Here is a 14,624-nt window from a genome sequence, read left to right as displayed (position 1 = left end):
CGCTATTTAATAACAGTTATGGTGCCCTGCTTCAGGGCTTTCCCACCCCGCGTAATCTTGTAATAGAAGATCATACTGGGTTTGTTAAATGCCATTGTGGATTGTGGCCAGTTGTTTTCATATGCCGTTTGACTGAACACTTGTTCACCTCTTTCATTGAAAATGGTTACTAGGACATTCTGGTCTCTGGAATAGGTGTTTGGCAGAATCCACAGGTCGTTTATTCCGTCGCCATTGGCAGTGATTACGTTTGGAATCGCGAACATGTCACGGTAGACAACCGTGATAACGCGACTAACCGTACAGCTGCCAAAGCTGGCCACAAGCAAGTATTCACCTTCCTCTTGGAAGCCATATGAATCTTGGGTGGCAATTAAATTGTTGTTGGCATCGAACCACTCATAAGAATCGGCGCCACTGGCGGTAATGGTTCCCGTTTCACCCTCTATTATAATAAGGTCTTTGGGTTTGTCCAGTACAAGCAAGGATTCGTCGAAAGCCCGTATGGCAACCTCATTGGAGATTATTGGGCAGTCGTTGGTTCGTATAATTAATTGGTATGTACCAATTTCGTTAGCAGTGAAACTTTCTGATGAGGTATCAACAACTTGACCATCTTTCAACCACTCAAAAGTTTGATCCGTTAAGCTTTGAGAACTTGTAAGAACAATGGCTTCACCACCTTCACATAGTATTGTACCGTTGGCAGAAACGGTCAAGTTTTGATTCGCTGAAAGCTTTACGTTTAAGGTGTTGGATGTTGCGTTAAAACCATCCAAGGTACCATCCAGCTTGTATGCTCCATTGTCTTCTTGATTGGAGACTGTGATGGTTTTAGAGGTTTCGCCGCTAATAGTGGCACCATCAAGCTTCCATTGGTAGGCAAATGATGTTTCTAACTCAGCAGTCACATCAGTTTTGGCACCAGTATCGCTAACGGCCTTAACTGCAGCCAGACTGATTGTGGCATCGGTGTTTTCACAATCAGTGTATGCGCCAATAAACTCAATCTCCAACTCAAAGGAATCAGGTGAAACAATGGTTGTTATTTCTGAGGTTTTTGGCCCAGCTGAGCAACTGCCGCCATTGTCAGTAACTTCGGCGTAGTACTCACCTACTGTATTCACAACCAATGAGCTGTTGGTGGCATCGGCAATTGGAGCACCATCTTTGTACCATTGATAGGTCGGTGAGCCAGCGGTTGTGCTAACGGACAGTGTTTTGCTTTGAGAAGGTAATAGAACAATATTTTCTTCATTCTGTCTGGATACTTCAAAAGAACCAGCACTTCTTAACGCTACTTTCGATGATCGCTCGGTGCAGGCCGAAGGACCACTAATTTCAACCTCGTAATCACCTTCAAACCCGGAAATGCCGGTATTTACAGCAAAGGTGGAACCCTCTAAAGTTGGACCACTAATTACGTCGCCATCTTTTAACCATGTATAGGTAAGACCCATGCCGGAAATGCTTGCCTCTAGCGTGTAAGGGTCGCCCGGACAGAGCTCCACATTACTATCACCATTAATGGCAATGCCCAAACTGCTACCATTGCTTATTTCAATGGTATTTGACAGCGTGTTGGCCGAACCAGAGCAAATGGAACCATAATCCAATTCCACGTAATACATTCCTGGTGTTGAAACCGTTATGCTTTCCGTTTTTTGGGCAAGGAGTGTACCGCTTCTGTACCAATTATAGAGATAAGTTCCTGCATTGGGGATGTTGTGCGGCTTTAGAGTCACCGAGCCGCCACCACATATTTGTATCAATCCACCAGAGGGGATAGTTCCGCTGCCATTCTCACTTATAAGCAGAGGAGAGTTGTAATCAATATAGTACATAGGATATGCATCGGAAGCCGGGCTTGTTTTGGCCGGACTTGTACTTCGAACCCTGAATTTGTAGCCTTCGCCGCGGATATCATTGGGCAGGGCAAATTCAAACTCAAAGTCGAAAACCGTGTTTTTATCTGAGACACGGGCCAATTCCCTGGGTGAACCAAAGTTTCCATAGGAATCAGAAAGCTCTAAAATGAATTCATTATTGGAATCCACCAAAGGCGGGCTCCAAGTGAAGTTCACAAAATATTCGTTGAAACTGGCGGAAGCACATGCTGCGGTCCAAGCCGAATTACCGGCCAAGTTGGGGTTGTCTGCAGCTATGGGCTTATTGAGCACTTGGGCCGTTAATGAGGTGTTGCCCAGAAGCATCATGGCCATAGCCAGAACGAGAATGCCATACGTTGAACTACTTTTTTTCATCAGCGTTAGTTTTAAGAGGTTGAGGGCAATAATTGCCCGTTAGTTTGTGCCCCTTAATTTCTTTAGTTCATTGCGGCGTTGTTCTGACGCCACGTATTCATATAGCATTCCAATAACAAATATGATTTTAATTTCGTCGAAAGGAAAGATATTGTTGTAGGTGGCACCAAAAGTGTTGTGAAATGGCTTACTTTGTATACACCAATGGCTTAATAATAGCTATGAACACTGGATTTTACTACATTTGCGCTTCAAAATTTGGATATGGCGGAAGAAGCTAAATCATTGAACTTTATAGAGCATATCATTGAAGATGATTTGCGAAACGGGTATGCAACGAACGAATTGCGTTTTCGGTTCCCCCCGGAACCCAATGGATATCTCCATATTGGCCACGCCAGCTCCATTTGCTTGAATTTTGGATTGGGATTGCGGTATAATGCCCCGGTCAATCTTAGATTTGATGATACCAACCCTGCGAAAGAGGAGAAAGAGTATGTGGATGCTATTAAAAACGATGTGTCCTGGCTTGGGTATGAGTGGGATACAGAATGTTATGCATCGGATTACTTTCAGCAGTTGTACGATTGGGCTGTGGACCTCATTAAAAACGGAAAGGCGTATGTAGATAGCCAAACTTCTGAAGAAATAGCGAATCAAAAGGGAACACCTACCGAGCCAGGCACAGAAAGCCCATATCGGAGCCGTTCTGTTGAGGAGAATTTGCAGCTTTTCGAAGGAATGAAGAACGGGGAATTTAAAGAGGGTGCCCATGTCCTTCGTGCCAAAATCAATATGGCCTCGCCCAATATGCTGATGCGTGATCCTGTGATGTATCGAATTCTTCACAAAGCACACCACAGAACCAATACCGATTGGTGTATTTATCCGATGTATGATTGGACTCACGGGGAAAGTGATTATATCGAACAGGTTTCCCATTCCTTGTGTACACTGGAGTTTTTGCCTCACCGAGAGCTATATGATTGGTTTTTGGACCAATTGGTATCGAAGGATAAACTTAGACCAAAGCAACGCGAATTTGCCCGGAGGAACCTGAGTCATACCGTGGTGAGCAAACGGAAGTTGTTACAATTGGTGGAAAAAGGCGTTGTTGAAGGGTGGGATGATCCCAGAATGCCCACCATTTCTGGTTTGCGTAGAAGGGGCTATACTCCGGAGTCCATCAAGAATTTTGCGGACACCATAGGTATCGCCAAACGTGAAAATGTGGTGGATGTTTCCTTGTTGGAATTTCATGTGCGGGAGCACTTAAATAAGATAGCTCCACGGGTTATGGCGGTTCTTAACCCTTTAAAGCTGGTTATTACCAATTATGAAGAAGGAAAAGAGGAATGGTTGGAAGCGGAGAATAACCCCGAGGATGAGTCTGCCGGTAGTAGAAAAGTTCCTTTTTCACGCGAGTTATATATTGAGCAAGAGGACTTTAGAGAGGAGGGTAATCGCAAGTTCTTCCGATTGAAACTAGGGGGGGAAGTGCGCTTAAAGAATGGATACATTATAAAAGCTGAGAGTTGTACTAAGGATGCTGATGGCAATGTTGTTGAAGTACAATGTACCTACGACCCAAAAAGTAAGAGTGGTTCTGGAACAGAAGAAAGTTTGCGAAAGGTAAAGGGAACGCTACATTGGGTTTCCATTCCTCATGCCATTACTGCCGAAGTACGATTGTACGATCGCCTTTTTAATGACCCAACTCCGGATGGACATAAGGATAAAGACTTCATGGATTTCATCAATCCATATTCTTTGGAGAAAGTTACAGGATATTTGGAACCAAGTCTAAAAGATGCAGAAATTGGAGATCAAGTTCAATTTCAACGATTGGGTTATTTTAATGTGGACAAGAATTCCAAACCCGGTAAGCTTATTTTTAATAGAACGGTTACATTAAGGGACACTTGGGCCAAATTGGAGCAAAAAGACTAGTATAAGTTTTTCTTATTTATCATAAGGCATACCATTTGGTTTTCTTATTTAAAAGGACTCATTTTAAAGCGTTTTAAAGGACTTTTGTGAAATGGAAATCCGTTCCCAAGCATGTTTCAGCGAGCTTTCAATATAACGCATGTATTAAAGAAATTTGTTGGCAAGAATCAATCTAAGGCATCTAAGTAAGAATTATCTGTAAGAAAGTAAAAAGGGAGCCAATTGGCTCCCTTTTTTTAGTGTGGTGTAATATTGAGCCTACCTTTGTCGGCAGACTCGAACTGACATTGTTTATTCCTCTTTCTTTTTGTTGTGTTGTTTCATGGCCTCACCAATTTGATTACTTGCGGTAAACGATGCCACCATATTGTTCAACATATCGCTTCCGGCTTGGGGTGAGTTGGGCAACAGTATTAAATTGGTATTGGTTTCTTCACCAATGGCCTGAAGCGTATCATAATGTTGGGTCACCACAATTAAAGCAGATGCTTCCTGCGAATTTATGCCAACCTTGTTCAGCACCTCGACGGATTCTTCCAGACCTCGGGCAATTTCTCTACGCTGATCAGCAATACCTTGACCTTGGAGTCTTTTGCTTTCTGCCTCTGCCTTGGCTTTTTCTACAATTAAGATACGGGCAGCGTCCCCTTCAAATTGGGCAGCAATCTTTTCACGCTCCGATGCGTTGATACGGTTCATGGCGGCTTTTACCTGTGGATCAGGATCAATATCGGTAACCAAGGTTTTTATGATGTCATAGCCATATTCCAACATGGCATCTTGCAATTCGGATTTAACAGCAATGGCGATATCGTCTTTTTTAACAAAGACATCATCCAATTTCATTTTGGGAACTTCGGCACGCACCACATCAAAAACATAGGAGGTAATTTGGTCATGGGGATATTCCAATTTGTAAAATGCTTCGTAAACTTTTGATTGGATGACCACGTATTGTACGGATACTTTGAGTTTTACAAATACATCGTCCAAGGTTTTGGTCTCCACAATGACATCCAATTGTTGGATTTTTAGGCTCAACCTGCCAGAAATACGGTCCACAATGGGTATTTTCATTTGTAGACCCGAGTTACGGATGCTTTGAAATTTACCGAACCGTTCCACAACAACGGCAGTTTGTTGCTTCACTATAAAGAAAAATTTGAACAGAATGATTAATCCGATGAATACAATCGGTATGAATAAATAGTTGCCCATGGTTTTAGATTTTTATGTTAGAAATGGAAATTACAAAACTCTCCAACATGTTAGTCAGCATCCGTCAAGTTTTGTTACACATTCGTCAATTGGCAAGTGCCGAAATTGCATTTTTTATTCGCTGAATGCTTTCTTCTTTCCCAATGAGCTCCAAGATATCGAACAAATGAGGTCCTTTCATATCACCTACAATGACCAATCGGAACGGAGGCATTACTTTTCCGAAGGAAAGCTCTTTTTTGCCAATCCAGTCTTTGATGATGGTTTCTATATTGGCAGAGGTAAAATCAGTGATGCCTTCCAAAACTGAGGCCACTTCTTTCATGATTTCAGGAGTATCTTCCTTCCACTGTTTTCTAACAGCCTTTTCATTGTATTCAGTTGGTGTTTTGAAGAAGTAATCGGACAATTCCCAAAAATCGGATACAAATGTTGCCCGTTCTTTAATCAAGGAAACGACCTTGGTGACGTAGCCTTTATCGTTCAAAGTTTCGAGTCCGCTCAACCTACCATCATGGTTTTGAATGAAGAGTTCTGCAAGCTCCTCATCATTCTTAAGCTGCAACCATTGCTGATTATACCAATTGTTCTTTTCTGGGTCAAAACGCGCTCCAGATTTGTTCACCCGTTCTAAACTGAAGCTGTTGACCAATTCCTGCAAGGAAAAGATTTCCTGTTCCGTCCCCGGATTCCATCCTAAAAGCGCCAAAAAATTAACGACGGCTTCCGGAAAAAAACCCGCTTCACGATAGCCTTCCGATTGGTTCCACGACAATGGGAAAACCGGAAAACCTCCTTTTTCTCCATCTCGTTTACTGAGTTTTCCTTTTCCGACCGGTTTCATGATCAAGGGCAAATGCGCAAATTGGGGAGCATTCCATCCAAAGGCATCATACAACAGTTGGTGCAGTGCCAAAGACGGTAACCATTCCTCACCCCGAATTACATGGGAAATCTGCATGAGGTGATCATCAACAATATTGGCCAAATGGTAGGTGGGCATGCCATCGCTCTTAAAGAGGACTTTATCGTCCAAAATGTTGGTGTCTATTTTTATTTCACCACGGATGATATCGTTTAAAACCAATTCTTCATCTTGCGGGGATTTAAAACGAATAACATAATCCTCCCCAGCATTTAATTTGGCTTGTACTTCATCTGAAGATAGCGATAGCGAATTGGAAAGTTTTAAACGGTTATGCCAATTGTAGATAAAGGTTTTGCCCTTTTCTTCATGGTCTTTTCTATGATAATCCAATTGTTCGGCAGTATCAAAAGCGTAATAGGCTTTCCCTTTTTCAACAAGTTGCATCGCATAGTTTTTGTACATATCCTTGCGCTCACTTTGTCGATAGGGGCCAAAACCGTCCTCTTTCCCTGGTCCTTCATCAAAAGGAATTCCACACCAGTTCAACGCTTCAATTATATAAGCTTCAGCACCTTTAACATATCTATTTTGATCGGTATCCTCTATACGAAGTATAAACGTACCGTTATGTTTTTTAGCAAACAGATAATTGAACAAGGCGGTTCGTAGACCACCAATATGCAAAGGCCCAGTTGGGCTGGGGGCAAATCGTACCCGTACGTTTTCACTCATGGTTTATGCGCTTGAATGGCAAAGATACATTCCCTTGCATGAATGGGAAAGGGAATCAGAACCGGTTTTTGTTACCTGAACGGGTTGATATACCAAGGTTTAACAAAAATTTTTCCAATGATTTCCCCAGTATCGGGTATCTTGGTAATAAATATCATTGATTTTGAGTGGTTACCAAGACATTTTAAACAAATTGGAAGGCTTCACCAAGAAGTATTATACCAAGCAATTGATTAAGGGTGCATTGCTTTTCCTTACCCTTGGATTGTTGTTTTGGTTGGCTATCATGTCATTGGAATACTGGCTGTGGTTAAGCAATAATGGACGGCTGGCTTTGTTCGTTGTGTTTGTAATTGTTGAAGTTTATCTGCTCTATACGTTCATCGCTGTCCCTGCTTCCTATTTATTCAAAATACGAAGGGGTATTGATAACAGGGAGGCCTCTAAGCTTATTGGAAAACACTTTCCTGAAGTGGATGACAAACTTTTGAATTTGTTGCAACTGTCTGAGAACACCCAAAAATCTGATTTGTTACTGGCGAGCATTGAGCAACGTGCACAAAGTTTGGGTCCCGTTCCTTTTGCTGATGCTATTAATTTTAAGGAGAGCTATAAGTACGCCAAGTATGTTTTGATTCCTGTTGGATTATTGGCCTTTATTTGGATTTCGGGCAATATCGTTTCATTCTTCAATTCGTATGAAAGGGTGGTCAATTATGATTTGGCCTTTGAAAGACCTGCTCCGTTTTCCTTTAAGGTTTTAAACGACAAACTGGATGTTTTGGATAATGAACCACTGACGATCAGGGTGGCAACGGAGGGCACTATACAACCGGAAAGTGTTTCTATGGTCATCAATGGAGAAGAACTTTTATTGAAGAAAGAGGGGGATGTTTACAACTATACCTTTGAGGCCCCAGTGGCCGAGAGCACTTTCTATTTAACTGCAAATGGATGGAATTCCAAATCCTATTTCATCAGAAGTTATAGCACACCTGCCTTGGTCGATTTTCAAATGAAGTTGAGTTTCCCCAAATACCTTAATCGAACATCTGAAATTGTAACGGGAACAGGCAATGCCGTTGTGCCCGAAGGAACCCAAATTGGTTGGAGTATTGAAGGAACCAGTGTGGATAGAATTAATATGAATATGTCCGATACAAGTGTTGTATTTGATCGCAGCGGCAATCAGTTTGCACACACAAAAAGGGTATTCAAAGATTTGGATTATGAGCTGAGTACATCCAATACCCACGTAAGCGATTTTGAACGTTTGGCCTATGGAATTGATGTCATAAGGGACGCTAAGGCAACTGTTCAAGTTACTCAAGTTTTAGATTCTTTGAACCCAAACCAGTCCTTTTTTACAGGACACGCTGCTGATGACTACGGAATTAGTCAAATACGCGTGGTTTGCTATCCTGCGGATGATAATCAGAGTATCCAAAGAATTGATCTGGAAAGACCGAACACTAATGTATATCAGTTTTACTACACATTTCCGTCTGGTTTTCAACTTGAGGAGGGCAAAAATTACAAATTGTTTTTTGAAGTGGTTGATAATGATGGTATTAGAGGTGGAAAGGTGACCAAAAGCGAAACTTTTGATACCAACTTGTTTGATGATAACCAATTGAAAGACAAAGAGTTAGAATTTCAAAATACTACTTTGTTGAAGATGAATCAGTCGCTGGAACAGTATAAGGACCAGAAGGAGGAACTTTCCAAGCTCACTAATCTTCAAAAAGAGGAAAGGGCACTTACTTTTGAGGATAAAAATCAAATTAAGGATTTTCTCCAAAAGCAAGAACGCCAGGAACAGTTGATGCAAAAGTTCAGCAATGATTTAAAGGAAAGTCTAAACAAAGATAAAGGTGATAAAGAGTTCAAGAAGCTGTTGCAGGAACGTTTGGAGCGTCAGGAATTGGAAGCGAAAAAGAATGAGAGATTACTTAAGGAATTGAATGAAATCTCAGATAAGATTAAGAAGGAAGAGCTTCAACAGAAGCTGGAGGAGTTGGGTAAGAATCAAGGAAAGAATACTCGAAATCTAGAACAGCTGTTGGAACTCACCAAGCGTTACTACGTAACCGAGAAAGCTTCGCAATTATCAAAAGAACTTGAAAAGTTAGCAGAACGACAAGACATTTTATCAAAGCTTGATATTGGAGAAAAGTTCTCTAATAAAGAGCAGGAAAAGCTTAACGAGAACTTTGAGCAGTTATCCAAAGAATTGGAAGAGTTACTGGAGGACAATAAAGATCTTCAGAAGCCGATGTCCATGGATGTCTCCGAAAAACAATCGGAAGATGTGAAGAGTGATCAGAAGGAGGCATTGGAAGAAATTAATAAGCATCAAGGTAACGATCAGTCTTCAGATAGTCAAGAACGAATGCAGTCTGGAAATAAGATTACCCAAAAACAAAGGTCGGCTGCCCAAAAAATGAAAGAGATGAGTGAGGCCCTTCAACAAGGGGCTATGGGAGGAGGGGGCTCACAGGATACTGAGGATGCTGAAATGCTACGGCAGATTTTGGACAATCTGGTCACTTTTTCTTTCAAACAGGAGAATTTGTTTGATAAAATTGAAAGTGCGGATGTGGATATTGCCCAATTCTCTAAAACAGTAAAAGACCAGAATGAATTGCGAAGGTTATTTGAACATGTGGATGATAGTTTGTTTGCACTTTCATTGCGTAGGGTAGAACTTTCGGAATTTGTCAATGAGCAGATTACGGAGGTGTATTATAACATTGACAAATCTTTGGAAAGTATAACCGAAAATCAAATTTATCAGGGCGCATCGTATCAGCAGTATGTTATCAATGCAACAAATGCTTTGGCCGATTTCCTTGCAAATATTTTGGATAATATGAAGCAAAATATGAAGGCCGGCCAAGGGCAGGGCGAAGGTTCAGATTTCCAACTTCCAGATATAATTAAAGGACAGCAAAGCATTCAGGAAAAAATGCAGGGTTCAGGTCAGAAAGGTGAACCGTCACAGAGTGAAGGTGAGCAAAAAGGGGAAGGTCAAGGAAAGCAAGAAGGAGAGGGCCATGGCGAAGAAGGACAAAAAAGTGGACAACAAGGACAAGGTGAGAATGGGGAACAAGAAGGTTCTAATGGAAATGGCCAGGGTGAAATGGGGTTGAACGAGGTATATGAAATCTACAAACAACAGCAGTTCTTAAGACAGCAATTGGAACAGCAATTGCAGGACATGATCAATAAACAGGATGGTGATTTGGCCAAAAAATTGTTGAAGCAAATGGAGGACTTTGAGAATGATTTACTGGAAAACGGAATCACAGAAAGAACAAGGAGCAAGGCAAATACCATTCAACATGAACTGATGAAGTTGGAAAATGCAACCTTGGAACAAGGCAAGAAGAAAGAACGTGAAAGCACATCGAATAGCAAAGTTTTTACAAACCCCATAACAACCCGCCCGGAGCTCCTTAAAGATTACCAAAACGACATTGAAATATTAAATAGACAAGCACTACCTTTGCGGCAAAATTACGAGCAAAAGGTCAAGGTGTATTTTAAGAATGATTGAGTTCCATTTTAAGTCTGATTTGATATTGAATAACACAGCCAACTATTCCGATTGGATTACTAGAATTTTGGAATCGGAGGACTACACATTGGGGCAATTGGATTATATATTTTGTACTGATGATTACTTGTTGGAGTTAAATAAGCAGTATTTAAATCATGATACGTTAACGGATATAATCACCTTTGATTATTCAAATGGCTCTACCATTTCTGGGGATGTTTTTATCTCCACGGAGAGGGTGTCTGAGAATGCAAACAAGTACGGAGTCGATTTTGAAAATGAACTGCTTCGAGTGATGAGTCACGGTGTTTTGCACTTGATGGGTTATGGTGATAAAACGGATTCAGAGGTCAAGTGGATGCGTGAAAAGGAAGAAGAAAAGATTAAAATGTTCCACGTGGAACCATAGATATGTTTGAGAAGGAATATGATGTTATAGTTGTTGGGGGAGGTCACGCTGGTGCGGAGGCAACAGCGGCTGCTGCCAATATGGGCTCTAAGACTTTGTTGGTTACCATGAACCTTCAAACCATTGGACAAATGTCTTGCAACCCTGCCATGGGCGGAATAGCCAAGGGGCAAATCGTTAGGGAAATAGATGCGCTTGGCGGGTATAGTGGCATTATTACCGATAAGTCTGCCATACAGTTTAAGATGCTGAACAAATCCAAGGGACCTGCCATGTGGAGCCCAAGGGCACAGAATGATCGTATGCGATTTGCAGAGGAATGGCGATTGGCTTTGGAAAATACCCCTAATGCGGATTTTTATCAGGAGATGGTTTCTGGTTTGTTGGTGGAGGGAGATAAAGTGGTTGGTGTTCGCACTTCATTGGGCATAGAAATTAAAGCAAAGGCTGTTGTGTTGACTAATGGCACATTCCTAAATGGACTTATTCATATTGGTGAAAAACAATTTGGTGGTGGACGCGCAGGGGAAAAGGCAGCTACCGGTATCACGGAGCAGTTGGTTGATTTTGGTTTTGATAGTGGCCGAATGAAGACAGGAACACCCCCACGAGTTGATGGTAGGTCCTTGGATTATTCCGTCATGATACCTCAACCTGGGGATGATAAACCGGAGAAGTTTTCGTATTTGGACACACCCGTTTTGACCACTCAAAGGGATTGTCACATGACGCATACCAGTGCTTTGGTTCATGATTTGTTGCGTGAGGGTTTTGATCGTTCACCCATGTTCAATGGAAGAATTCAAAGTATTGGGCCACGATATTGCCCCTCCATTGAGGATAAGATTAACCGATTTGCTGATAAAGATTCGCATCAAATTTTTGTTGAACCCGAAGGGTGGCATACCGTAGAAGTTTATGTAAATGGCTTCTCTACTTCCTTACCAGAAGATGTTCAATATAAGGCACTGAAATCAGTAAAGGGTTTTGAACATGTGAAGTTTTTTAGACCGGGCTATGCAATCGAATACGATTATTTTCCACCTACCCAATTGAAGCATACGTTAGAAACCAAGTTGGTCAATAACTTATATTTTGCTGGTCAAATTAATGGGACAACGGGATATGAAGAAGCTGCTTCTCAAGGATTGATGGCCGGGATTAATGCACATCTAAAAATCAATGAACAGGAACCATTTGTGTTGCGTCGAGATGAAGCTTACATTGGAGTTCTGATTGATGATTTGATTACAAAGGGCACTGAAGAGCCGTACCGTATGTTTACGTCTCGTGCGGAGTATAGAACATTGTTGCGACAAGACAATGCCGATTTTCGACTCACACCGAAAGGATACGCCATTGGTTTGGCCAAAGAAGAACGGATGCGAAGAATGGAAAGGAAGCAGGAGAAAGCCGAAAGCTTTATTTCATTTTTTAGAAAAACCAGCTTTGATCCTGATGAAATAAACCCAATTTTAGAATCTTTGGATTCGGCAACCGTGCGTCAATCTGACAAACTTTTTAAAGTATTTTCTAGACCAAAGGTTACTATGGACCACATGCTTCAATTGAATTCTGTTTCTGAATTTGTATCGGAGAATGAACTTAATTCTGAAGTAATGGAGCAGGCGGAAATTGAAGTAAAGTATTCTGGTTATATCGAAAAGGAAAAGAACAACGCAGATAAACTTCAACGATTGGAAGGTGTGCGAATTCCGGATAACTTTGATTATTCCAAACTTAAATCTCTTTCGTATGAGGCCCGAGAAAAATTGGAATCCATTCGCCCTGTAACCATATCTCAAGCGTCAAGAATTAGTGGTGTCTCTCCAGCCGATATCAGTGTACTTTTGGTTTATTTGGGAAGATAAGAGTCTTTTTTGTTCCACGTGGAACAAAAAAATTTCAACTAATTTTTTTATCCGATAAAAATAGGATGTTCAAAATAACACGTTACCCTATAAAATTGCGCCTTATCTTCGGCAATTAAAAAGTAGTATTTGGTCATCAAAAATATCATGAAGTTGTATTTGAAAACGAAAGACTTTTCTGTTTCAGGTGAATCTTTTGAACTGCATTGGGATCCCTCTTTAGATATGTTGGTTACGAAACCAAAACCAACAAATCTTGCTCCATATTATGAAAGTGAGGATTACATATCACATACCGATGCGCAAAATAGCTTTACAGATAAATTATACCAGTCCGTTAAGCAAAAAAACCTCAAAAATAAGATTCAAATAATTGATAATCAGAGAATTAAGAGCAAATCAATCTTGGATATAGGTGCTGGAACGGGTGATTTTTTAGTAACAGCCCAAAGAGCAGGATATACAGTGACAGGAGTTGAACCCAGCGCAAAGGCGAGAGCGTTGGCAAAACAAAAAGGAGTGGAGCTACTTTTTGATTTAGGCGAGCTGAACGAAAAGCAATTTGAAGTGATTACCCTTTGGCATGTTTTGGAACACCTTCCGGATTTGGAACATCAGATAAAAACAATTATTTCTAAACTGACCAACGAGGGAACCTTAATCATTGCAGTTCCCAATTTTAAATCGTTCGACGCCAACTATTACGGAACGTATTGGGCGGGATACGATGTGCCCCGACATCTTTGGCATTTTTCCAAAACGGCCATCACCAAACTTTTTCAACAACATGATATGGAAGTGATTTCAATTCGCCCCATGTGGTTCGATGCTTTTTACGTTTCCATGCTCTCAGAAAAATACAAAGGCAACAAACGCTATTTGATCAGTGCCTTTTTTGTGGGATTGTGGTCAAACCTTAAGGCAATCTTTACCAAAGAACATTCTTCCCTTATTTATATCCTGAAACGTAAAAAATAGGGTCATATATCCCCGTAATTGGGCTTTATAGCATTATCACACACAAATCCCTTCAAGGAAAAAGAAACGTGCTCAGAGGCGGGTTTCTGTCCGTCTTCAAAATATATAGAATCAATAGAAAAAGAAAGAAACCATAAATTTTAACTATAGTATGGGTTTTGACTTTTTTCAGTTCACAAAAAGATAATGGTCCGCATTCCAAAAGCTTTCCTATTTTTGCGCATCAGTAAAAAGACAAACATGAAAAAATTAATGGTACTCGCCATTGCTTTTGTTGCAATGGCATGTCAGCAGAATAAGATTGGATATGTGGACAGTGCAAAGTTGCTGGACGGTTATCAAGAGAAAATTGATGTGGAAGCGCGCTTTAAGACCAAGGCAGATGCTATGACCAAAAAAAGGGACAGTATCTCGCAAGCGTTCCAGATGGAATTGCAAGCCTTCCAGACCAAGGCCGAAAGAATGTCGCAAAAGAATGCGCAAGAAGAATACGGACAATTGCAGCAACGTGGACAATTTATTGGACAGCAATTGCAACAAGAAGAACAACAATTGCAACAGACGAGCCAGACCGAAATGGATTCTTTGGTTAAAAAGGTTAAAAGGGAAATCAAGGAATATGGTAAGGCCAACGGATACACCTATATTTTAGGCGGAGGTGATGGTGGTGCCGTTTTGTATGGGGAGGAAGCAAATAACCTTACGGATGTCATTCTAAAGATATTGAACGACAAGTACGACAAATAATCATTAGGTAACAATAAACCGAAAA

Annotated in this window: 9 protein-coding genes; 6 read left to right on the top strand and 3 right to left on the bottom strand. The window is 41.0% G+C overall.

Going from position 1 to position 14,624, the window contains the following annotated elements; genetic code table 11:
• Positions 1 to 2 precede the first annotated feature (2 nt).
• Positions 3 to 2,264, bottom strand: coding sequence for a T9SS type B sorting domain-containing protein (locus ACFOWS_RS16425; RefSeq protein ID WP_379766931.1), 2,262 nt, complete (start codon positions 2,262 to 2,264; stop codon positions 3 to 5).
• 264 nt (positions 2,265 to 2,528) lie between these two features.
• Here ACFOWS_RS16425 and ACFOWS_RS16420 point away from each other — a divergent pair, with 264 nt between their 5' ends.
• Positions 2,529 to 4,214, top strand: a complete 1,686-nt coding sequence (locus ACFOWS_RS16420) for a glutamine--tRNA ligase/YqeY domain fusion protein (RefSeq protein WP_379766928.1) — start codon at positions 2,529 to 2,531, stop codon at positions 4,212 to 4,214.
• Positions 4,215 to 4,505: 291 nt separating this feature from the next.
• Here ACFOWS_RS16420 and ACFOWS_RS16415 read toward each other — a convergent pair whose 3' ends face one another.
• Together ACFOWS_RS16415 and gltX are read right to left on the bottom strand one after the other, a co-directional pair.
• Positions 4,506 to 5,432 (bottom strand): SPFH domain-containing protein, encoded by a 927-nt coding sequence (locus ACFOWS_RS16415; protein ID WP_379766925.1) that lies wholly within the window; start codon positions 5,430 to 5,432, stop codon positions 4,506 to 4,508.
• 85 nt (positions 5,433 to 5,517) lie between these two features.
• Entirely contained in the window at positions 5,518 to 7,032 is a 1,515-nt protein-coding gene (gene gltX, locus ACFOWS_RS16410) for a glutamate--tRNA ligase (protein ID WP_379766922.1), read from the bottom strand.
• Positions 7,033 to 7,195: 163 nt separating this feature from the next.
• Here gltX and ACFOWS_RS16405 point away from each other — a divergent pair, with 163 nt between their 5' ends.
• From ACFOWS_RS16405 to ACFOWS_RS16385, 5 genes are all read left to right on the top strand, one after another.
• Entirely contained in the window at positions 7,196 to 10,591 is a 3,396-nt protein-coding gene (locus ACFOWS_RS16405) for a hypothetical protein (protein WP_379766919.1), read from the top strand.
• Positions 10,584 to 11,003, top strand: a complete 420-nt coding sequence (ybeY, locus tag ACFOWS_RS16400) for an rRNA maturation RNase YbeY (protein ID WP_379766916.1) — start codon at positions 10,584 to 10,586, stop codon at positions 11,001 to 11,003. The genes ACFOWS_RS16405 and ybeY overlap by 8 nt, the downstream gene beginning before the upstream one ends.
• A 2-nt stretch (positions 11,004 to 11,005) precedes the next feature.
• Positions 11,006 to 12,874 (top strand): tRNA uridine-5-carboxymethylaminomethyl(34) synthesis enzyme MnmG, encoded by a 1,869-nt coding sequence (gene mnmG / locus ACFOWS_RS16395; protein ID WP_379766913.1) that lies wholly within the window; start codon positions 11,006 to 11,008, stop codon positions 12,872 to 12,874.
• A 147-nt stretch (positions 12,875 to 13,021) separates the two neighbouring features.
• Positions 13,022 to 13,852, top strand: a complete 831-nt coding sequence (locus ACFOWS_RS16390; RefSeq protein WP_379766910.1) for a class I SAM-dependent methyltransferase — start codon at positions 13,022 to 13,024, stop codon at positions 13,850 to 13,852.
• Positions 13,853 to 14,092: 240 nt separating this feature from the next.
• Complete coding sequence (locus ACFOWS_RS16385) at positions 14,093 to 14,599, top strand: OmpH family outer membrane protein (RefSeq protein WP_379766907.1); 507 nt, start codon at positions 14,093 to 14,095, stop codon at positions 14,597 to 14,599.
• Positions 14,600 to 14,624 lie beyond the last annotated feature (25 nt).

Source organism: Flagellimonas marina, assembly GCF_042651185.1.
GTDB classification, from domain to species: Bacteria; Bacteroidota; Bacteroidia; order Flavobacteriales; family Flavobacteriaceae; genus Flagellimonas; species Flagellimonas marina.
This window is presented reverse-complemented; position numbering and strand designations above follow the sequence as displayed.

Coding starts and splice junctions, on each gene's coding strand:
- ACFOWS_RS16425 (WP_379766931.1), bottom strand. CDS start 2,264: ATGAAAAAAAGTAGTTCAACGTATGGCATTCTCGTTCTGGCTATGGCC.
- ACFOWS_RS16420 (WP_379766928.1), top strand. CDS start 2,529: ATGGCGGAAGAAGCTAAATCATTGAACTTTATAGAGCATATCATTGAA.
- ACFOWS_RS16415 (WP_379766925.1), bottom strand. CDS start 5,432: ATGGGCAACTATTTATTCATACCGATTGTATTCATCGGATTAATCATT.
- gltX (WP_379766922.1), bottom strand. CDS start 7,032: ATGAGTGAAAACGTACGGGTACGATTTGCCCCCAGCCCAACTGGGCCT.
- ybeY (WP_379766916.1), top strand. CDS start 10,584: ATGATTGAGTTCCATTTTAAGTCTGATTTGATATTGAATAACACAGCC.
- mnmG (WP_379766913.1), top strand. CDS start 11,006: ATGTTTGAGAAGGAATATGATGTTATAGTTGTTGGGGGAGGTCACGCT.
- ACFOWS_RS16390 (WP_379766910.1), top strand. CDS start 13,022: ATGAAGTTGTATTTGAAAACGAAAGACTTTTCTGTTTCAGGTGAATCT.
- ACFOWS_RS16385 (WP_379766907.1), top strand. CDS start 14,093: ATGAAAAAATTAATGGTACTCGCCATTGCTTTTGTTGCAATGGCATGT.